Source organism: Novosphingobium sp. PP1Y (assembly GCF_000253255.1).
In the GTDB taxonomy this organism is placed as follows: domain Bacteria; phylum Pseudomonadota; class Alphaproteobacteria; order Sphingomonadales; family Sphingomonadaceae; genus Novosphingobium.
Genome location: NC_015580.1, coordinates 2,657,939 through 2,678,182, shown reverse-complemented (window position 1 = coordinate 2,678,182; position 20,244 = coordinate 2,657,939). Strand labels below are relative to the sequence as shown.

General features: G+C 63.6%; 19 protein-coding genes and 1 pseudogene. 11 read left to right on the top strand and 9 right to left on the bottom strand.

The window, feature by feature from the left end; translation table 11 throughout:
- Positions 1–24: 24 nt before the first annotated feature.
- The 3 genes and pseudogenes from gshB to rsmI form a co-directional block, all read right to left on the bottom strand.
- The gene (gene gshB, locus PP1Y_RS18685; protein ID WP_013833616.1) at positions 25–1,011 is read right to left on the bottom strand and encodes a glutathione synthase; all 987 of its coding nucleotides are present in this window, start codon (positions 1,009–1,011) and stop codon (positions 25–27) included.
- A gap of 93 nt (positions 1,012–1,104) precedes the next feature.
- Positions 1,105–1,464 (bottom strand): annotated as a pseudogene (locus PP1Y_RS18680) (YraN family protein).
- Between the two features lie 10 nt (positions 1,465–1,474).
- Positions 1,475–2,302: a 16S rRNA (cytidine(1402)-2'-O)-methyltransferase gene (gene rsmI / locus PP1Y_RS18675; protein WP_013833615.1), complete on the bottom strand. Its 828-nt coding sequence runs from the start codon at positions 2,300–2,302 to the stop codon at positions 1,475–1,477.
- 40 nt (positions 2,303–2,342) lie between these two features.
- On the opposite strand from rsmI, the gene PP1Y_RS18670 reads away from it, so the two are divergent.
- Positions 2,343–3,500: a penicillin-binding protein activator gene (locus PP1Y_RS18670; RefSeq protein ID WP_041558995.1), complete on the top strand. Its 1,158-nt coding sequence runs from the start codon at positions 2,343–2,345 to the stop codon at positions 3,498–3,500.
- Positions 3,501–3,557: 57 nt separating this feature from the next.
- Entirely contained in the window at positions 3,558–5,564 is a 2,007-nt protein-coding gene (parE, locus tag PP1Y_RS18665; protein ID WP_007015277.1) for a DNA topoisomerase IV subunit B, read from the top strand.
- Positions 5,565–5,583: 19 nt separating this feature from the next.
- Here the strand turns inward: parE and PP1Y_RS18660 are convergent, their stop codons facing one another.
- Together PP1Y_RS18660 and PP1Y_RS18655 are read right to left on the bottom strand one after the other, a co-directional pair.
- Positions 5,584–6,324 (bottom strand): NYN domain-containing protein, encoded by a 741-nt coding sequence (locus tag PP1Y_RS18660; protein WP_013833613.1) that lies wholly within the window; start codon positions 6,322–6,324, stop codon positions 5,584–5,586.
- 37 nt (positions 6,325–6,361) lie between these two features.
- A complete protein-coding gene (locus PP1Y_RS18655) occupies positions 6,362–7,576 on the bottom strand; it encodes a glycosyltransferase family 87 protein (RefSeq protein ID WP_013833612.1) in 1,215 nt (404 codons plus the stop codon).
- A gap of 133 nt (positions 7,577–7,709) precedes the next feature.
- Between PP1Y_RS18655 and PP1Y_RS18650 the strand changes: the two genes are divergently transcribed.
- From PP1Y_RS18650 to PP1Y_RS18640, 3 genes are read left to right on the top strand one after another with little or no spacing between them, the layout of a single operon-like run.
- Positions 7,710–8,555, top strand: a complete 846-nt coding sequence (locus PP1Y_RS18650) for a MoxR family ATPase (RefSeq protein ID WP_013833611.1) — start codon at positions 7,710–7,712, stop codon at positions 8,553–8,555.
- Between the two features lies 1 nt (position 8,556).
- The gene (locus PP1Y_RS18645) at positions 8,557–8,982 is read left to right on the top strand and encodes a GFA family protein (RefSeq protein ID WP_013833610.1); all 426 of its coding nucleotides are present in this window, start codon (positions 8,557–8,559) and stop codon (positions 8,980–8,982) included.
- A gap of 5 nt (positions 8,983–8,987) precedes the next feature.
- Positions 8,988–10,169: a VWA domain-containing protein gene (locus PP1Y_RS18640; protein WP_041558994.1), complete on the top strand. Its 1,182-nt coding sequence runs from the start codon at positions 8,988–8,990 to the stop codon at positions 10,167–10,169.
- A gap of 66 nt (positions 10,170–10,235) precedes the next feature.
- Here PP1Y_RS18640 and PP1Y_RS18635 read toward each other — a convergent pair whose 3' ends face one another.
- The 3 genes from PP1Y_RS18635 to PP1Y_RS18625 all read right to left on the bottom strand — a co-directional run bounded on the left by PP1Y_RS18635 (position 10,236) and on the right by PP1Y_RS18625 (position 12,532).
- On the bottom strand, positions 10,236–10,706 hold the full coding sequence (locus tag PP1Y_RS18635; RefSeq protein WP_013833608.1) for a DUF4440 domain-containing protein: 471 nt from the start codon (positions 10,704–10,706) through the stop codon (positions 10,236–10,238).
- Between the two features lie 81 nt (positions 10,707–10,787).
- Positions 10,788–11,996 (bottom strand): exo-beta-N-acetylmuramidase NamZ domain-containing protein, encoded by a 1,209-nt coding sequence (locus PP1Y_RS18630; protein ID WP_013833607.1) that lies wholly within the window; start codon positions 11,994–11,996, stop codon positions 10,788–10,790.
- A complete protein-coding gene (locus PP1Y_RS18625) occupies positions 11,993–12,532 on the bottom strand; it encodes a DOMON-like domain-containing protein (protein WP_013833606.1) in 540 nt (179 codons plus the stop codon). The genes PP1Y_RS18630 and PP1Y_RS18625 overlap by 4 nt, the downstream gene beginning before the upstream one ends.
- Positions 12,533–12,712: 180 nt before the next feature.
- Here PP1Y_RS18625 and tyrS point away from each other — a divergent pair, with 180 nt between their 5' ends.
- The 6 genes from tyrS to PP1Y_RS18595 all read left to right on the top strand — a co-directional run bounded on the left by tyrS (position 12,713) and on the right by PP1Y_RS18595 (position 19,666).
- Positions 12,713–13,942 (top strand): tyrosine--tRNA ligase, encoded by a 1,230-nt coding sequence (gene tyrS, locus PP1Y_RS18620; RefSeq protein WP_013833605.1) that lies wholly within the window; start codon positions 12,713–12,715, stop codon positions 13,940–13,942.
- A gap of 108 nt (positions 13,943–14,050) precedes the next feature.
- A complete protein-coding gene (locus PP1Y_RS18615) occupies positions 14,051–14,389 on the top strand; it encodes a pilus protein PilZ (protein WP_013833604.1) in 339 nt (112 codons plus the stop codon).
- 205 nt (positions 14,390–14,594) lie between these two features.
- A complete protein-coding gene (locus PP1Y_RS18610) occupies positions 14,595–16,721 on the top strand; it encodes a TonB-dependent receptor (RefSeq protein ID WP_013833603.1) in 2,127 nt (708 codons plus the stop codon).
- A gap of 56 nt (positions 16,722–16,777) precedes the next feature.
- On the top strand, positions 16,778–18,055 hold the full coding sequence (locus PP1Y_RS18605) for an MFS transporter (RefSeq protein ID WP_013833602.1): 1,278 nt from the start codon (positions 16,778–16,780) through the stop codon (positions 18,053–18,055).
- Positions 18,045–18,962: a cysteine synthase A gene (cysK, locus tag PP1Y_RS18600; RefSeq protein WP_013833601.1), complete on the top strand. Its 918-nt coding sequence runs from the start codon at positions 18,045–18,047 to the stop codon at positions 18,960–18,962. Before PP1Y_RS18605 ends, cysK begins: the two co-directional genes overlap by 11 nt.
- A complete protein-coding gene (locus tag PP1Y_RS18595) occupies positions 18,959–19,666 on the top strand; it encodes a dienelactone hydrolase family protein (RefSeq protein WP_013833600.1) in 708 nt (235 codons plus the stop codon). Before cysK ends, PP1Y_RS18595 begins: the two co-directional genes overlap by 4 nt.
- Before the next feature lie 54 nt (positions 19,667–19,720).
- Here PP1Y_RS18595 and hisI read toward each other — a convergent pair whose 3' ends face one another.
- On the bottom strand, positions 19,721–20,098 hold the full coding sequence (hisI, locus tag PP1Y_RS18590) for a phosphoribosyl-AMP cyclohydrolase (RefSeq protein WP_013833599.1): 378 nt from the start codon (positions 20,096–20,098) through the stop codon (positions 19,721–19,723).
- Positions 20,099–20,244: the final 146 nt, after the last annotated feature.

The following is a 20,244-nucleotide window of genomic DNA, read 5'->3' as shown; positions in this document are numbered from 1 at the left end:
TCCGGGCGGGCTTCCCGCTGGAGCTTACATCGCCGCGTGACGGCGCTCGATCGCCTCCCAGATCAACGCCGAGGTGTCGGTACCGTTAAATCGGTCGATTGCGACGATCCCGGTCGGCGAGGTCACGTTGATCTCGGTCAGCCACTTGCCGCCGATGACATCGATGCCGACGAAAACGAGGCCGCGCGCCTTGAGTTCCGGTGCAAGCGCCGCGCAGATTTCCTCTTCGGTCGGGCTCAGGGTGGTCGCTTCGGCCGAGCCGCCCACCGCGAGGTTCGAGCGGAATTCCCCTTCGCCGGGCTTGCGGTTGATCGCGCCGGCAAACTCGCCGTCGACAAGGACGATGCGCTTGTCGCCTTCGGAAACATCGGGAAGGAACGGCTGCACCATGAACGGCTCGACCCAGGCACTCTGGAACATCTCGACCAGGGCGCCCAGGTTGCTCCCGTCGGCCGGGACCCGGAACACCGCCTTGCCGCCATTGCCGTGCAGCGGCTTGACCACGAGGTCGCCGCCAAGACCGGCGGCGACCTGCCGCTGCTGGAACAGGCGTACGTCCTCGATGCGGCGGGCAATGAAAGTCGGCGGCATGAAGCGCGCGTAGTCCAGAACGAAGACCTTCTCCGGCGCATTGCGGACCGAAGCGGGATCGTTGACGACGAGCGTTCGGCCTTCAAGCCGCTCTAGCAAGTGCGTCGCCGTGATATAGCCGAGGTCGAACGGGGGATCCTGCCGCATCAGCACGACATCGATGTCCGCGACGAGATCGATCAGGCGGTATTCACCGAGCGTATAATGCGCACCTTCGACGCGCTGTACCGTCACCGGCGCGCCCCAACAGGTCAACCTTCCGGCGGCACCTTCGGATGCGTCGTAAGCCAGGGTGCGCACATCGTAATGATAGAGCGTGTGGCCGCGGTCCTGCGCAGAGAGCATCAGGGCGAAGGAAGAGTCGCCTGCAATGTTGATGCTTTCGATCGGGTCCATCTGAACGGCGATGCGTAACGTCATGGAAAATCGGGTCCTTGGGTTGCTGCCGTGGTCCGCTTAATCCCAAATTCGCCCGCGTGCGACCTGTTTCCGGTTCCACGCCGCAAATCAGAACTACCGCCCGGGTTGCCAGGCATTGACGATCCGGCGAGGCCATGTACGCGGTGCCATGAGCAGAACGTCGATGCGGATATCGTCGCCGTCTCTGGCAAAGCGCGGGACCTATGCTTGCGCGCTTGCGGCCACGCGGCGCAGGCGGTGCGCGTCGATGGCGCTGTCCAGATCCTGCGCCCGGGCGCGCCACTTTACCTCGACGAAGCACAGGACCCTTCCCCGACGCGCCACCAGATCGACTTCACCGCGCGGCGTGCGCGCGCGGCTCGCGAGCACCCGCCAGCCCGATAGCCGCAGGTACCAGGCAGCCAGTGTCTCGCCGCGCCGACCGCGCCGTTCGGCCCGGGCCCTGCGGTTCATCGCGGAACCGTCACTTGAGTTCGAGCGCCCGCGCATAGAGCTCCTTGCGATCCATACCGGTCGCCTTGGCAACCTTGGCCGCGGCCTGCGATGCCTTGGAATCGGCAAGCTCCGCCAGCAGCATCGCATCGACATCGACTTCGCCGACGGGATCGTCCGATGGCGGCGCGATCATGAGGACGATCTCTCCCTTGGGCGGATGCGCGGCGTAATGGGCAATGATGTCCTCGGGCGTGCCGGTCCTGCATTCCTCGAACTTCTTGGTCAGCTCGCGCGCCACGGCGACTTCGCGGCCCGGCAGGGTGGCGGCGATGGCCTGGAGAGAGGCTTCGAGCCGCGGCGCGGTCTCGTAGAAGATCAGGGTGGCGGGAACGCCCGACAGTTCCTGCAGCACGCTTTCGCGCGCCCTGGCCTTGTTCGGCAGGAACCCGGCGAAAAGGAAGCGATCGTTGGCGAGGCCCGACAGGGTCATGCCGACAATCGCCGCATTGGGCCCGGGCAGGCTGGTAACGGCAATCCCCCGCTCACGGGCCGTGCGCACGAGACGATAGCCCGGGTCGGATATCAGCGGCGTTCCGGCATCGCTGACAAGCGCGACCGGCTCTGCCTCCATCAGGGCCAGGAGCCGCTCGCGATCCCCCTCCCCGGCGTGGTCGTCATAGCGGATCATCCGCTTCTTTATTCCAAGGTGATGCAGCAATTTACCCGTTACCCGGGTATCCTCGCAGGCGACGGCACCGACTCCCCGCAATACCTCGATTGCACGGAGCGTTATGTCGCTCAGGTTGCCAATGGGGGTTGCCACTATATAGAGGCCCGGCGAAAGACTGTGTTCCATCGCGAGACTCATGGCCCAAGGACTACGGGAGCGGCAAGCAATGTTCGACAAACGCCTGAACAGGCGCAATCTTCTCGCCGCGGTAGCGATGGCGGGACTGAGCGCCTGCAGCATCGTTCCCAAGACGACAGCGCCCACGCCCACGCCCACCGCATCGCCCAGCGAAAGCGTGATCCAGGAGGACAACGACCGTCATCGGATCGCCCTGCTTGTCCCGATTTCAGGCCCCAACGGCGCTGTCGGCCAGTCGATCGCGAATGCGGCCAACATGGCGCTGCTCGACACCAATGCCGGAAACCTGCGCGTAACGACTTACGACACGGCCAGCAATCCGGGCGAAGCCGCCAAGCGCGCCGTCGCCGATGGCAACCGGCTGATTCTCGGGCCGCTGCTGTCTGACAACATCCCGGCCGTCGCCAACTTCGCGCGGCCGGCCAAGGTGCCGCTGATCTCGTTCTCCAATGACGAGGAAGCCGCATCCAAGGATATTTTCATCATGGGCAACCTGCCGGGCCAGTCGGTCGCGCGCACGGTGCGCTATGCCAATTCGCGCGGCATCACCAGCTTTGCCGCCCTGATCCCGCGGGGCGAATATGGCGACCGCGCCAGCACCGCCCTCCTTGCCGCCGTGCGCGATACAGGCGGCGCAGTGATCGCCATGGAGCCCTATGACCGGACCGCTGCGTCGATCTCCTCCGCCGCCCAGCGCATCCATGCCAAGGACGGCTATGGTGCGCTTTTGATCGCCGATGGCGGCAACATGTCGGCCCGCGCGGCGACGCAGTTCCGGACCGGAGGAACCAAACCCCAGGTCCGGATCCTCGGCACGGAACTGTGGAGCGGCGAACGCGCCGTCTCGACCACGCCCGCCCTTGCCGGCGCGTGGTTCGCCACCGTGTCCGACCAGCGCTTCGGCCAGTTCTCCAAGAGCTACCGCACCCGCTTCGGCAGCCAGCCCGCGCGCATCGCCACCCTTGGCTACGACGCGGTCCTGCTTACCCTTCGCGTCGCGCGCGACTGGAAGGTGGGCAAGCCGTTCCCGACTTCGCAGATGCTGGAGAGCGGCGGCTTCCTCGGTCTCGACGGTCCATTCCGCTTCACTCGCGGCGGCACCATCGAACGCGCGCTCGAAGTGCGCGAGATCGAAAAGGCCGGCGTCAAGGTCGTCAGCCCCGCGCCCACGCATTTCGGCGACTGAGGATAAGAACACGGCCATGCTTGATCGGGGATTTCACTGTCCCGTATAGGATCACGCATGGCCGATGACCTCTTCGACAAGCTGCCGTCTGCGGGCGGAGAATCCTACGACGGTTCCGCGATCGAAGTTCTGGAGGGTCTCGAACCCGTCCGGCGACGCCCCGGCATGTACATCGGCGGCACCGATGAACGCGCGCTTCATCACCTCGCGGCCGAAGTCCTCGACAACGCGATGGACGAAGCCGTCGCCGGCCACGCCAACCGCATCGAAGTCCTGCTGGAGGAAGAACCGGGAACGGCCGGTCGCCTGACGATCACCGACAACGGACGCGGCATCCCGGTCGACGAACACCCCAAGTATCCGGGCAAGTCGGCGCTCGAGGTCATTCTTTCGACCCTGCACTCGGGCGGCAAGTTCTCCGGCAAGGCCTATGCCACTTCCGGCGGCCTCCACGGTGTCGGCATCTCGGTGGTCAATGCCCTTTCGGTGAAGACACGCGTCGAAGTGGCCCGCAACAAGGAACTCTTCGCGCAGGAGTTCTCGCGAGGTGCAACGCTCGGCCCGCTGCAGAAGGTCGGCGCCGCGCCCAACCGCCGCGGTACGTCCGTCACCTTCACCCCCGATACCGAGATCTTCGGCGACCAGAAGTTCAAGCCGAACCGCCTGTTCAAGCTGGTTCGTTCCAAGGCCTACCTCTTCGCCGGAGTCGAGATCCGCTGGAAGTGCTCGCCCTCGCTCGCCAGCGACGACGTTCCGGCCGAAGCGACGTTCCAGTTTCCGGGCGGCCTTGCCGACCATCTTGCCGAGCAGATCGGCAGCCGCGAATGCGTGACTGCGCAGTTCTTCTCCGGTTCGCAGGAATTCCCGGAAAACGATCAGGGCCTCGAACTGGGCCGCGTCGAATGGGCAATCGCCTGGCCGCTCTACTCGGACGGCGCCTATTCCTGGTACTGCAATACCATCCCGACGCCCGATGGCGGCACGCACGAGCAGGGCCTGCGCGCTGCGCTGACCAAGGGCATCCGCGCCTTCGGCGATCTCGTCGGGCAGAAGAAGGCCAAGGACATCACCCCTGACGACATCGTCGTCGGTTCGGAAACGATGCTCTCGGTCTTCATCCGCGATCCCCAGTTCCAGAGCCAGACGAAGGACCGGCTCACCAGTCCGGAAGCCGCCCGCCTCGTCGAGAACGCGATCCGCGACCATTTCGACCACTTTCTTTCGGACAACCTCGATCGCGGCAAGGCCCTGCTCGGTGCGGTCATGGAGCGCATGGACGATCGCCTGCGCCGCAAGGCCGAACGCGACGTCAAGCGCAAGACAGCAACCAATGCCAAGAAGCTGCGCCTGCCCGGCAAGCTCACCGACTGTTCGGGCGAAGGCAACGGCGAGACCGAGCTGTTCATCGTCGAGGGCGATTCCGCAGGCGGTTCGGCCAAGCAGGCACGTGACCGCAAGACGCAGGCGATCCTGCCGATCCGCGGCAAGATCCTCAACGTCGCCAGCGCCACCTCGGACAAGATCCGCGGCAACCAGGAAATCGCCGACCTCAACCTTGCGCTCGGCTGCGGGTCGCGCAAGGACTGCAATGCGGACAACCTGCGTTACGACCGCATCATCATCATGACCGACGCCGACGTCGACGGCGCGCATATCGCGACGCTGCTGATGACGTTCTTCTTCCAGGAAATGCCGGACATCGTGAAGCGCGGCCACCTCTACCTTGCCCAGCCGCCGCTCTATCGCCTGACCGCGGGCTCGACCTCGGCCTATGCCCGTGACGATGCCCACCGCGCCGAACTCGAAGCGACGAAGTTCAAGGGCAAGAAAGTGGAAGTCGGCCGCTTCAAGGGTCTCGGTGAAATGAACCCGCAGCAGCTGCGCGAGACGACGATGAGCCCGGATTCCCGCTCGCTCATCCGCATCACCTTGCCGCCCGAGTACGAAGACCGGGCCGCGGTTAAGGACCTCGTCGATCGCCTGATGGGCCGCAACCCCGAGCACCGTTTCCAGTTCATCCAGAACCGCGCCGGCGAAATCGACCGCGACCTGATCGACGCCTGATCGTCAGTCTGGCGCAGCCTTACCGCACGCGTTTGACGAACAGCCCGCTATCGCGCTTTTCGGTCGCGAAATTGGGCAGGGATTGCACCAGTTCGGAGAGGCGGGAAAAGCCGTAGCTGCGGGCATCGAAGGATGACCGGTTGGCGACGCGCTGACCGACTTCGGAGAGGCTGGCAAATCCGTCGTCGTCGCGCTTGCTGGCTTTCCAGGCATCGCCCAGAAGCTTGACCAGTTCCTTGTCGACTTCGGGCTTGGCAGTCTCTTCGCCCTGTTCTGCGCGTTCGTCATCCTCGACCATGGCGTCCAGGTCGATGAAGCGGGTGCAGGCCTCGCGGAAAGCCTCGGGCGTGCGAGTGGAACCGAAGCCGTAGACAGGGGTACCGTTCTGCCGGATCCGGATGGCGAGCGGCATGAAGTCGCTGTCGCTCGACATGATGCCGAATCCATCGACATGACCGCCGTAAAGCAGGTCCATCGCATCGATGGTCATCTTCATGTCGGTGGCGTTCTTGCCCTTGGTCAGGTCGAACTGCTGCTGCGGTTCAAGTGCATGGCGATGCACCAGCTGCGACCAGCCCTTGAGCGCTGTCTTGCTCCAGTTCCCATAGACCCGACGGACATTGACGGTCCCGAGATCGCCGAGGATCGTCAGCGCGGCATCGAGCGTTGCCGGCGATGCGTTGTCGGCATCGATGAGCAAGGCGATGTTGCGGTTCTGACGTTGCTTGCGGTCGGCCAATTGCGGCTCCTCTCGGTTCATTTCACAGGTTCCTGCATAGTCCAAAACACCGGGCGGGCTAGGGTTGCACGGCAATCGGCGCGCGGGGGCGATCTTCGGCGGAATAGCGGTGAAGCAGAACCCAGAGCAGGATTCCCAGGATCGGCGGCATGATCGGTATGCCGAGATGAAGGCCAATTGGCCGCGCGAAGACCGGCGCGATGAAGGCAAGTGCGAGGGCCAGCTTCTCCCAATCGCGGAAGCCATCTGCAATCCCGCGGCTGGTCAGCCAGAGCAGTGGAAAGGCGAGCAGCACCATGTCGTAATCGAGGACGAAAGGCGTCACCAGCGGCGCAGCTGCGAGCATGAGCGCGCCCAGTGCCGGCGAATAAGGTCTTGCCCGGAAGGCCCGGATCAGAAGGATGATCGTCGCAAGGCCAACCGCCGCCTGCGCTCCATAAGCCAGGCCGGGCGTGAGCCCGATCAGTCGCGCCCCTGCAAACACGCTCATCATCTTGCCGAAGCCTACCGCGCCATCGACCATGGCTACCTGCGCCCGCCCGCTTGCCGCATACCAGCCCGCGAAGGTGTCTGCCCCGAAGGCCAGCGCGGATAGCAGGGCCAAAGCGATAGCGGTGACGGCGGCCGAAGCGATCACCTTCCACTCGCGGGTCAGCAGCAGGACCAGTGGGACGAGGATGCCGAACTGCGGCTTGATCGTAGCCAGCCCGAAAAAAATTCCGGCAAGCACGGGCCTGCCGGGCACCAGCAGCGCCCCCAGTCCCATAAGCGCCGCAACCATGAAGGAAGTCTGCCCGTGGGTGATGACGATGGGCACGGCCGGGAAGGCAAGGACCAGCAGCCAGAGCGGAAAGTCGAACCGCAACGCGGTCTGCCAGCGACGCACTGCGATGACGTATATCCCGCTCGTTGCCAGCAGCCAGCTGACCAGGGCCGGAAAGTAGGAAAGAAATCCGAGGGGCCAGCAGAACGGCAGAAATGTGGGTGGATAGAAAAAGGCCGTGTAGCCTCCGGACGAGGCAAAGAACTTTCGCTGAGCGGCGATATGCGCTGCACCGTCATACACGTTGCCATGGTCCTGCAGCATGTGGCCGACGGTCCAGAAACTGACGAAGTCGCTGCCCAGCAGGAAGCCGTTGGCATCCACGCCGCCCTGCGATGTGGCGACGAGAAGCACCAGCGATGCAACATTCAGAAATGCGATGATCCGCAAGTAGGCCACTGCCCTGTCACGGCCCAACCAGTCCATCTTGCGCAGAAAATCGGCCCCCATGGGCTAACTTGTGCAATGGGCAGAAGGCGATGTCCATGCCCCGCGCGCGGTTTGCCTACCTGCAATGAGACTTGCCATGCTGCGACGCACCAAATAGGATTTAATCGGACATTTAAAATTTTGGGAAGTTTCGATGCAGCGTTTTGAAGGTACCAGCAGCTATGTCGCCACCGATGACCTGAAAGTCGCGGTGAACGCAGCTGTGCTCTTGCGTCGCCCGCTCCTCGTGAAAGGCGAGCCCGGCACCGGCAAGACCGTTCTGGCCGAGCAGATCGCAGCAGCACTCGACGCACCGCTCATCACCTGGAACGTCAAGTCGACGACCAAGGCGCATCAAGGCCTTTACGAGTACGATGCAGTCGCCCGTCTGCGCGACGGCCAGCTGGGCGACGAACGCGTCCACGACATCCGCAACTACATCCGCAAGGGCAAGCTGTGGGAAGCCTTCACCTCGGAGAAACTGCCCGTCCTGTTGATCGACGAGATCGACAAGGCCGATATCGAGTTCCCGAACGACCTTCTCGCCGAGCTCGATCGCATGGCCTTCGACGTCTATGAGACCGGGGAGCGCATCGCGGCGCAGGATCGCCCGATCGTCGTGATCACCTCGAACAACGAGAAGGACCTGCCCGACGCCTTCCTGCGCCGCTGCTTCTTCCACTACATCAAGTTCCCGGACCGCGAGACGATGCAGGCGATCGTCGACGTCCACTTCCCCGGCATCCAGAAGACTCTCCTCACCAAGGCGATGGAGATCTTCTACGAACTGCGCGACGTTCCCGGCCTCAAGAAGAAGCCGTCTACCAGCGAACTGCTGGATTGGCTCAAGCTCCTGCTCAGCGAGGACATGCCGCTCGACGTCCTGCAGAACCAGGATCCGAGCAAGGCAATCCCGCCGCTCCATGGCGCGCTGCTGAAGAACGAGCAGGACGTGATGCTGTTCGAACGCCTTGCGTTCATGTCGCGCCGGGGCGCCTGAAATGAGCGCACCCCATACCGGACGCTGCAACTGCGGCGCCGTTACCGCGACGGTCAGCGGCGAACCGCTCTGGGTGCGCCAGTGCTGGTGCCGCCAATGCCAGAAATCGGCCGCAGGCAGCGCAACCACCAATGCCCTGTTCATGACCGATGCCATCGCGATGGACGGTGAACTCTCCTGGTTCAGCTATACGGCGGCCAGCGGCAACACCATCGAGCAGGGCTTTTGCGGCAAGTGCGGAACGGCGATCATGGGCCGCAACTCCTCGCGGCCGAAAGCCTGCGTGCTTCGCGTCGGCTTCCTCGAGGAGAGCGACCGGCTCGCTCCCACTTCCGCAATCTGGATCGAGGATGCGCCTGAATGGGCCGTGATCGATCCCAGGCTCGAACAGTTCCCGCGCCAGCCCCCGGTTCCGCCGAAGAGCTGATCGCCATGCTGCTGAACTTCATCGACGAGCTGCGGGCGGCCGGCATCCCGGCATCGCTCAAGGAGCATCTCGTCCTGCTCGAGGCGCTCGACCGCGATGTGATCGAGCAGACGCCCGAAGCGTTCTACTACCTCAGCCGCACGACTTTCGTGAAGGACGAAGGCCTGCTCGACCGCTTCGACCAGGTGTTCCAGAAAGTCTTCAAGGGCGTGTTCACGGACTACGGCCAGCAGCCGGTCGACATCCCTGAAGAATGGCTCAAGCGCATCGCCGAACGGTATTTCTCCGAGGAGGAAATGGAGAAGATCAAGGCGCTAGGCTCCTGGGACGAGATCATGGACACGCTCAAGAAGCGGCTCGAGGAGCAGCAGGGGCGTCACCAGGGTGGCAACAAATGGATCGGCACAGGCGGAACCTCGCCCTTCGGCAATTCCGGATACAACCCCGAAGGCATCCGCATCGGCGGGGAAAGCCGCAACAAGCGCGCGATCAAGGTCTGGGAAAAGCGCGAATTCGCCAATCTCGACAACACCAGGGAACTTGGCACGCGCAACATCAAGGTGGCACTGCGCCGCCTGCGCCGCTTTGCCCGCGAAGGCGCGGCCGAGGAGCTCGATCTCGAGGAAACGATCCGCGGCACAGCCAAGCAGGGCTGGCTCGACCTGCACATGCGCCCCGAGCGGCACAATGCGGTCAAGGTCCTGCTGTTCCTGGACGTCGGCGGTTCGATGGACCCGTTCATCAAGCTGATGGAAGAGCTGTTCAGCGCTGCAACCAGCGAATTCAAGAACATGGAGTTCTTCTACTTCCACAATTGCCTTTACGAAGGCGTGTGGAAGGACAATCGCCGCCGCTGGTCTCAGCGCACGCCGACTTGGGACATCCTCCACAAGTACGGACACGACTACAAGGTCATCTTCGTCGGCGACGCGGCGATGAGTCCCTACGAGATCAGCCACCCCGGCGGCTCGGTCGAGCACATGAACGAGGAGCCGGGCGGAGTCTGGCTGCAGCGTATCGTACAGACCTATCCCGCGACGGTCTGGCTCAATCCTTCGCCCGAGCGGCAGTGGGGCTATTCGGGCAGCACCCGCATGATCCGCGAGATCCTCGGAGACGCCATGTTCCCGATGACGCTCGAAGGACTGGATGCTGCCATGCGCGAACTGTCCCGCAAGAAGAGTTGATCCTGACGGCCTCCCCGTCGGCATCGCCGAGGGAGAGGAACGCCCAGCTATGCCAGCAGCAGGAATTCAGGTCTTCGGCGGGTAGTCCAGATGCTCGTGGATCGACTGCCAGTTCCCGTCGGGCTGCTTCTGGAAGACCTCGGTGTAGCGCACGTCGCCTTCCTTCGTCTTGCCCTCAGTACCGGTGAAGTGCGCGGTGCCCGAAGCGATGAACAAGTCCGGGCCAAGAATCTGGAACTTGGGTTCGGGCATCTCGACATGGTTGAACTTCATGTCGACATACTGCGCATTCATGACGTGGAGCGCTACTTTACCGCCGATGCGCTCAGGCTTGCCCGGATCGAACGCAACGACGTCGGCGGCGTACATATCGTCGACCTTCTGCAGGTCCATCGACGACAGTGCCTTGGCGAAATTGTCGAGTACGGCCTGTGCATCGGCTTGCGTCAAGGGCTGGGCCGCTTGCGCTGTGGGTTGCTGGCTGCAGCCGGGCAGTGAAAGCGCGGCCAGAACCAGGGCGAATGAAACAACTCGCATATTGTCCCCTCCGTTCATCGCGGCAGCTTTGCGCTGCTCGCGAGACCCAAGGTACGCACCTGAGGGGTCAAGGCAACCCGGTTATCCCCCGTAAAGCAGCAGGTCCCTCGTGGTTTCCAGCCATGCCGCCTCATCTTGCCCTGCCAAGGCGTCGAGGTCGCCAGGTTGCGAACCTGCATCATCCACCCATTCGCGCAGCGCCGGGCCGCCGTTGATCACGTCGATGGCAAGCCGGTCGAATTCGTATTCGTACGGGAAGTCGCGCCAGAGCGGATAGTCTGGGTAGAGGTTGCGGATCGCCTTGAACGCCAGCGCCTGCAGGCGCCAGGGGCGGAACGCGTGGTGATCGTAGAATCCGCCCTCGGCATGGATCATAAGCGCGCTGCACAGCTTGCCCTGATGCTTGTGGAAGGTCGGTTCGAACCAGCACTCACGAAGGGCGCAGCCGCCGAGCCAGTGGGGCGCCACCCGTTCCATTTCGGCAAGAACCGCCCTGGCATCAACGTCAGGCGCGCCGAACAGGACTTCGAGCGGGCGCGTCGTACCGCGGCCTTCCGAAAGCGTCGTGCCTTCGAGCATGACCGTGCCGGCATAGGCCCGGGCCATGTTGAGGTTGGCCGCGTTGGGACTGGGATTGATCCAGATCCGACTGTCCGGCCACCCGAACCCTGAAGCCTGCGACGGCGCCCAGCCTTCCATCGCGATGACCCGGTAATCGACGTCCAGCCCGAACTGGCGAACGAACCAGTGCCCCATTTCGCCCAGGGTCAGGCCGTGGCGCATCGGCATGGGCCCGGCGCCGACGAAACTTTCCTGACCTGCCAGCAACGTGGTGCCCTCAACCGGACGGCCAGCGGGATTGGGACGGTCCAGAACCCACACGCTCTTGCCCTGTGCCGCCGCGGCCTCAAGCATGTAGAGCAGCGTCGTCACGAACGTGTAGATGCGGCAGCCCAGGTCCTGCAGGTCGAACAGGAAGACATCGGCCGTGTCCATCATTGCCGCGCTGGGGCGGCGCACTTCACCGTAGAGGCTGAACACCGGTATATCGTAGAGCGGATCGCGCTCGTCCGCGGTCTCGACCATGTTGTCCTGCTTGTCGCCCTTGAGGCCGTGCTGCGGACCGAAGGCGGCCGTCAGGGCGATGTCGGGACAGGCCGCCAGCGCGTCCAGCGAATGCACGAGACGATCAGTGACCGAGGCCGGGTGAGCGATGAGCGCGACGCGGCGGCCGGCCAGCGGCTTGCGCAGTTCAGGGTCCGCCAGCAGGCGGTCGATACCGAATTTCATGCCACGCTCGGTGCCGCAACCTCGAACGTGAAGCAAGCCGGATCGTGGAAGTCCGGCGCATCCGGGTTGGCATGGGACAGGGCCCAGAATGATTTCACGCCGCCCTCCTCCTCGAGCACCGCAGTCAGCCCGCAATGCCAGGGCCGCGCAGGAAGCCCCGCGGCCGGAATTGCCGCATCGAAGATGGCCATGTCCGTGCCCTTGCGCATGGTACATTCCGGCTCGCGCGGCATAGGCCGCTCCGCCATGCCTTCGCGGCGGCCTTCGAAATCGTAGGCGTTCCAGCGTTCGGACGGCGAAAGGTTCAGTTCGACATAGGCCTTGTCGCCGGGCGTCTGCAGGAACAGCTCGAAACATGTCGTGTTCCACAGCCCATCGTCCCTTCCCTTGCCCGCGAAAGGCGGAACGACAAGCCTTGCCGCACCGAGGATTTTCCAGCGAACCCGGACCCATTCGTGATCAAAGCCGATGAAGCGCGTCTCCACGCTTCGGATATGGGCGGGCGGATGAGCGGGATGATATCTAAGGTCTGTCATGGTCGCTTTGACTAGGGCCGAACTGCCGGCAAATTGCAATCGGCTTCGCCACCGATCCCGAGTTTCCGGCGATCATGCGCCTTGGCGGTGCGACATGTGCGCCTGTGTGCTTTGTTTCAGGCTCGCCGCGTGCTAGGCGCCCCGCTCCAAACAAGAGACATCCATCCAGACAGTAAGGCCATGACCTACAACTCTTCCCTGCTCCGCCTGCTCGCCGAGCGCGGCTACATCCACCAGATGACCGACGCCGAGGGCCTCGATGCCCTTGCCTCCAAGCAGGTCGTGCCGGGCTATGTAGGCTTCGACGCGACGGCATCCTCGCTCCATGTCGGCAACCTTGTCTCGATCATGCTGCTTCGCCGCCTGCAGCAGGCCGGCCACAAGCCGGTGGTCCTCATGGGCGGCGGCACCACGCGCATCGGCGATCCGACCGGCAAGGACGAAGTGCGCAAGATGCTCTCGGATGAAGCCATCGAAGCGAACATCGCCTCGATCCGTACGGCCTTCGAACGCTTCCTTACTTTCGGCGACGGCCCGACCGACGCGGTCATGGTCAACAATCACGACTGGCTGGGCCAGATCGGCTACATCGAGATGCTGCAGAAGGTCGGCACGCACTTCACCGTCAACCGCATGCTCAGCTTCGATTCGGTCAAGCTTCGCCTCGAGCGCGAGCAGCCGATGACGTTCCTCGAATTCAACTACATGATCCTGCAGGGCTATGACTTCCGGCACCTGAGCGACACGATGGGCGTGCGCCTGCAGATGGGCGGATCGGACCAGTGGGGCAACATCGTCAATGGCGTGGAACTGGCACGGCGCATGGACGGCAAGGAGGTCTTTGGATTGACGACCCCGCTCATCACCAAGGCCGATGGCTCGAAGATGGGCAAGTCGGTCTCGGGCGCGGTCTGGCTCAACGAGGACGCCCTCTCCTCTTACGATTACTGGCAGTTCTGGCGCAATTGCGACGACCGCGACGTCGGCAAGTTCCTGCGCCTGTTCACCGACCTGCCGCTTGACGAGATCGCCCGGCTGGAAGCGCTCGAAGGCGGCGCCATCAACGATGCCAAGGTGATCCTCGCAAACGAGGCAACCAGGCTCTGCCGCGGCGAAGAGGCTGCCAGGGCCGCCGAAGCGACCGCCGCGCAGACTTTCGCAGGCGGCGGCCTGGGCGAAGACCTTCCGACGGTAGAAGTGAGCGCTGAAGGAATTCGGCTCGGCGTGGCCTGCACGGCGCTGGGTTTCACCGCCTCCAATGGCGAGGCCAAGCGCAAGATCGGCGAAGGAGCAGTCAAGCTGGACGATGCCGCGATGGACGATCCGGGCCTGCTGATCACGGTGCCTGCCGGAGAAACCCGCAAGCTCAGCCTCGGCAAGAAGAAGCACGGCATCCTTAAAGGCGTATAAATCTCGGCATCTCGCCGTAAACCCGGCAAAATCTTGCCGGGTTTACGGATTGTTTGCCAATTGCATGCATCATGTCTGCCTTGACAACTACATTGAGGCAAAACGACGATGAGTGCCGGAGCACAGCTCAGCGTAACCGACAAGCGCCGCGCGGCACGGCATCCGGTGGATCACTCGGTCATCGGCGAACATCGCCAACTGGGCGACGTTCGCCTGCACATCGTCAACGTTTCCGCTCAAGGCTTCATGGCCAATGGCGAACTGAACCTCGACCGAGGCGAGCGCGTGGTACTGCGTTTGCCCGTAATCGGCCGGATCGAGGCCCATCTCATCTGGTCGCACGAAGGCCGCGCAGGCTTTCAGTTCGAACGAATCATACGCGTGGATGACTTCCTCAAGCTGGTCGATGCAATCCAGCCAAATCCGCGCCTGCGTCCCCGCCGTTGATTTCGCGCCGCAACGCGGCACACCTCTAGAAGCACTATCGGGCTACCCCGGAGCCGCCGCGCATCCCGCGTTTTGGATGAGCGGTGTCCAATCCGGCTATGCAGTGCGCCTGCCGGCGGCAGGTCCTTGCCGCAGCGTGTCATTATATCTTCACCGACTGCTATCGCATGTTGATATAATATAACATTACAATTAAGCAACAAACATGAGCAACTTCTCCTCCCCCCGAATCGCCAGGCTGCTTCACGCCAGCTTCCTTGCCACCGCGGCCCTTCCCTTCATCGCCGCTCCCACCTTTGCCGAAACCGCAGCTCCCCAGTCGGTCAGTCCGGCAGACGACAGCACCCACGCCAACGAAAGCGGCCCGGATATCATCGTCACCGGCCGTGTTATATCCGGGAACACCGACCCCATTTCCGCCCCCGTCGTACTTCAGGGCGAGACGCTCACCCGCAATCTTGCGCCGCAGATCGGGCAGATGCTGGCCAGCCTTCCCGGCGTATCGAGCAGCGGCTTCGCGCCCGGCGTATCGCGCCCGATCCTGCGCGGCTTCGACGGTCCGCGCGTGCAGGTACTGCTCGACGGCCTCGGTTCGCTCGACGCATCCTCCGTTTCGGCGGACCATGCCGTCTCGCTCGACACTCTCAACGTCGACAGGGTCGAAGTCCTGCACGGCCCGCGCGTCCTGCTTTATGCCAGCGATCCGGCTGGCGGTGCGGTCAACGCCACCGACAAGCGCATTCCCCGCCGGGTCCCGGACAAGCTCATCACCCTCGATGCACTGGGCTCATACGGCACGGCAGCCGATGGTGTGAACGGAGGTGTTGCCGCCGACGTCCGGCTCGATCCGCGAGTCGTCACCCACTTCGACGCCTCGTACAACCACGCCAACGACCTTCGCGTCGGCGGCTACATCCTGTCGCCGGAGCTGCGTGCGCAAACGTTGACGCAGGCAGACGACCTTGCGGCAGACGGCGACGCCGAAGGCGCGGCACGCCTGACGGCGCAGGCCAACCGCAAGGGGCGTATCCCCAACAGCTGGGCCAAGGGCTGGACCCTGGGGGCGGGCATCGCCTTCATCGACGAAGGCGGCGACATCGGCGTCTCGGTCGAACGACTGGCCACGGACTACGGCATCCCGCCGCGCCCTTCGACCGATCCGGGAGAGACCTCCATCTCCCTGCGGCAGACCCGTGTCGACCTTCGCGCCGGGCTGAACCTTGAAGGCTTCCTCAAGCGTCTGGAACTGCGCGGGGCCTATGGTGACTATGAGCACGCCGAAGTCGAGGACGGCAATATCGGCACCCAGTTCCACAGCAAGGGGCTGGAAGTACGCGCGCAGGCCGACCAGGCGCGGCGCGGCATCTGGAGCGGCAGCAGCGGCGTACAATACTCGTCCAAACGGCTCGACATCAGCGGCGACGAACTGCTTCTGCCGGACAACCAGACCGATCGCTTCGCCGTCTTCACCCTGCAGCACATCGAACTGGGTGCTTTCGACCTGGAAGGCGCACTGCGCTACGAGAACACGCGCATCCGCACCATTCCGACGAACGAGAAGCGCAACTTTTCACAATACTCGGGTGTTGCGGGCATCGCCTGGCACCCGATCGAGAACATGACCGTCTCGGTCAATTACGCGCACGGCGAACGCGCTCCGTCTGCCGAGGAGCTTTTCGTCGACGGCATGCACGATGCCACCCAGTCCTATGAACGGGGCAATCCCGGCTTCACCGTCGAGCGCAGCGACGGCATCGAGGCGGGGGTTCGCTACAGCGGTGGCGATTTCAACGCTTCGGTCACGGCCTTCGGCACGAACTTCGCCAATTTCATCACTGCCGCCCCGACAGGCGAGATCATCGAGGATTTCCCCGTCTATCAATACCTCCAGGCCCCTGCCCGCTTCCGCGGCGTCGAGGCCGAAGGCGAAGTGACTTTCCTGCGCTGGGGTATGAACAATTCCCTGAAATTGGATACCGGGGTGGATTACACCCACGCGCGCCTCGCCGACATCGGGCCGGTACCTCGCATCCCGCCGCTGCGCGTGCGCGGTGGTCTTGAATTCGGTTCCTCCGTGCTCTCCCTTCGCTCAGAGGTCGAGTGGAACGCTAGGCAGGACCGTGTCGCTGACAACGAAAACCCCACCAGTGCCTTCACTCTCGTCAATGCCAGCGCCACCTGGCGTCCGATGGGCGAGGATGGCCCGGTCTCGCTGATCCTCTCGGCGGACAACCTGTTCGGCGTCACCGGACGCCTCGCGGCATCGGAGACGCGCGACTTCGTGCCGATCGCCGGCCGGGACATCCGCCTGACGGCAAAATTCTCGCTGTAAGAGACATTTAAAGGAGCGACTTGGCAAGGGGCGGCGGCAGTGCCACAGGTGCCCGCGTGAGCACACCGTCGTCCCCCCTTCGCATCGCTGACTTCCGCAAGTTCTGGTTCGCCCGGTTCATGGCGGTTGTCGCCACGACCGGCATGGTCGTCATCATCGGCTACCAACTCTACGATGTTGCGCGCGCCGAATACGGCATGTCAATTCCGCAGGCATCGCTGCAGCTCGGCATCCTCGGCCTGGTGCAGTTCGTGCCGCTGTTCCTGCTGACGCCAGTTGCGGGCGTGGTTGCCGACATGTTCGACAGGCGAAAGGTCGCCGCTGCCGCAATGTGCGTCGACATGATCATCGCCGGTGGGCTTGCCGTGACAACCATGTTCGAGATTCACAGCCTGCCGCTGCTGTTCTTCTTCGCGGCACTGCACGGGAGCGCCCGCGTCTTCGTAAGTCCTGCGCTGAGCGCCATTGCGCCCAACATCGTGCCGTCCGAACTGATCCCGAAGGCCATCGCGCTCAATTCCATCGCCTGGCAGGCCGGCACCGTCGTCGGCCCGGCGTCCTACGGGTTTCTCTTCGCGCATGAGCGCGACCTGCCCTACTGGATCTCGCTGGTGCTGATGGTCATGGCCAGCGCCAGCATCATGCTGATCCGCACACTGCCGCCGCCCTCGGCCCACGCCCGCAAGACCCATCCCGTGCGCCAGATCATGCATGGCTTCCACTTCGTGTGGCACGAACGTTTCCTGCTCGGCTGCATTACGCTGGATCTCTTTGCGGTCCTCCTCGGCGGGGCTACCGCGCTGCTGCCGGTCTTTGCCCGCGACATCCTGCAGGTTGGTCCCGAAGGACTTGGTCCCATGCGGGCCGCGCCTGCCTTCGGAGCAGCCATCGTCGCGCTGCTTTTGTCATTCCGGCCCTTCAACACCAATGTCGGTGTGAAGATGCTGCTTGCGGTAGGCGCCTACGGCGCGGCTACGGTGGCGTTCGGTCTCTCGTGGAACTACTGGCTGTCACTGGGCTTTCTGGCCGTGCTGGGTGCGGCGGACATGATCTCGGTCTTCATTCGCAATTCGCTGATCCAGCTAAACACGCCCGACGAGATGCGGGGCCGTGTCTCGGCCATTTCCGGCGTCGCCGTTTCCGCTTCCAATGAGCTGGGGGAAATGCAGTCCGGGGTGGCTGCTGCACTGCTCGGTGCCAGTGGGGCTGTTGTTTTCGGCGGCGGCGCTGCCATAGTCATTACCGCAATCTGGGCATGGATCTTTCCCGAGATCCGCAACGCCCGCACATTCGAGCCACATTATCGCCAGAGGGAGCATGAGCATGAAGGCTGACAGCATTCTCGCCACTATCGGCAATACGCCGCATATCCGGCTCTCGCGCCTGTTCCCGGACCATGAAGTCTGGGTGAAGGCGGAGCGCGCCAATCCCGGAGGATCGATCAAGGACCGCATCGGCCTTGCAATGATCGAGGCTGCAGAGGCCGACGGCAGTCTCAAGCCGGGCGGAACCATCATCGAGCCGACTTCGGGCAACACCGGCATTGGCCTAGCCATGGTTGCCGCGGTCAAGGGCTACAAGCTGATCCTCGTCATGCCCGAATCGATGTCGATCGAACGCCGCCGGCTGATGCTGGCCTATGGCGCCACGTTCGACCTCACGCCCAAGGAAAAGGGCATGAAGGGCGCGATCGAACGTGCAAAGGAACTGGTCGATAGCACGCCGGGCGCGTGGATGCCCCAGCAGTTCGACAACCCGGCCAACGTCGACGTCCATGTCCGCACGACGGCCCAGGAAATCCTGGCCGACTTCGCCGACACCCCCGTCGACGTGCTCATCACCGGCGTGGGCACCGGCGGCCACCTCACCGGCTGCGCCGAGACGCTCAAGGCCAAGTGGCCCGACATGAAGGCCTATGCGGTCGAACCGACCCTTTCGCCGGTCATTTCCGGTGGACAGCCCGGCCCGCACCCGATCCAGGGCATCGGCGCGGGCTTCATCCCGTCGAACCTTCACACCCAGTCGATCGATGGCGCGATCCAGGTCGATCCTGCCGACGCCAAGGACATGGCGCGCCGCTGCGCCACGACCGAGGGTATGCTGGTGGGCATCAGTTCGGGGGCGACGCTGGCCGCGATCGCCCAGAAGCTGAAGGACCTTCCTGCCGGCAGCCGTGTGCTCGGCTTCAATTACGACACAGGCGAGCGCTACCTGTCTGTTCCGGAGTTTCTCCCCGAATGAGTGACTTGCAGCCCATCTCCTACTCGCACGCCGACGTCGACCTGACCGGGTGGCTTGCCCGCCCTAAGGGCACGCCGCGCGCTGCGGTGCTCGTCTTCCCGACGATCGCCAACCACAATGAAGGCACGGCCCATCGCGCGCAGATGCTCGCAGAACTGGGCTATCTGGCCATGGTTGCCGACTTTTACGGCGAACCGGTCGCGAGCTTCGAGGCCTCCTTTCCGCTCGCCAAGGCGCTGCGCGAAGACAATGCCTATTACCGCGCGCGCTGCGCCGCCGCGATCTCTGCGCTGCGCGGTCTTCCCGAAGCCCGCGACTTGACGATGTTCGCCATCGGTTATTGCATGGGGGGCCAGGCTGCGCTTGAAACCGCCCGTGACGGACAGGACCTCGCGGCCGTCGTCAGCTTTCACGGCACACTGGGAGCGAGCGTCCCCACCGCGCCGGGCGCGATCAAGGCACGTATTCTGGTGTGCCACGGCGATGCCGACCCGATGGTTCCGCGCGATCAGGTCATGGGCTTCTGGGAAGAAATGGATGCGGCCGGCGCCAACTGGCACTTCCATGCCTACAGCGGCGTCAAGCACGGCTTTACCGAGCCGGCGAGCGATTCCCGGGGCATGGACGCGCTGGGCTACGATGCCAGCGCCGATCGCCAGAGCTGGGCCGCGATGGTCAACCTCTTCGACGAGATCCTTGGCTGACGAGATCTTCCGGGAAGGGCCGTAACAGGATCGGCCCTTCCCGGAAAACCGGAATCATTCGGCAATGCGGCGCAGTTCGTCGCCTTCCAGTTGGCGGTAGAAGCAGCTGCGCGCGCCCGTATGGCAAGCCGGGCCCTCCGGCTTGACCACCAGCATGAGCGCATCCTGATCGCAATCGACCCGCATTTCCTGCACCCGCAGGAAGTGTCCGGAAGTCTCTCCCTTGAGCCAGAGCTTGCCGCGTGAGCGCGAATGAAAGTGCGCAAGGCCCGTTTCGCGGGTCTTGGCCAGCGCTTCCTCGTCCATGTACGCAACCATGAGTATCTCGCGGCTGACCGAGTCGACGGCAATGGCAATCAGCAGTCCATGCGCATCGAACTTCGGCAAGAAAGCGGTTCCCAATTCGCGTTCGGCGCTTGAGACGTCTGACATGCGGTAGATTTCCTTTTCGACCTGTTCAACGCAGTGAATGTTGCACGATAACCACAGATGATGGTCAAAATCCACGTATTGCCGGAAATGCACTTTCCAAGATCGGCGTTTCGTAGGATTTTGAGCTCCGCAGCTGGGGGGCTGCT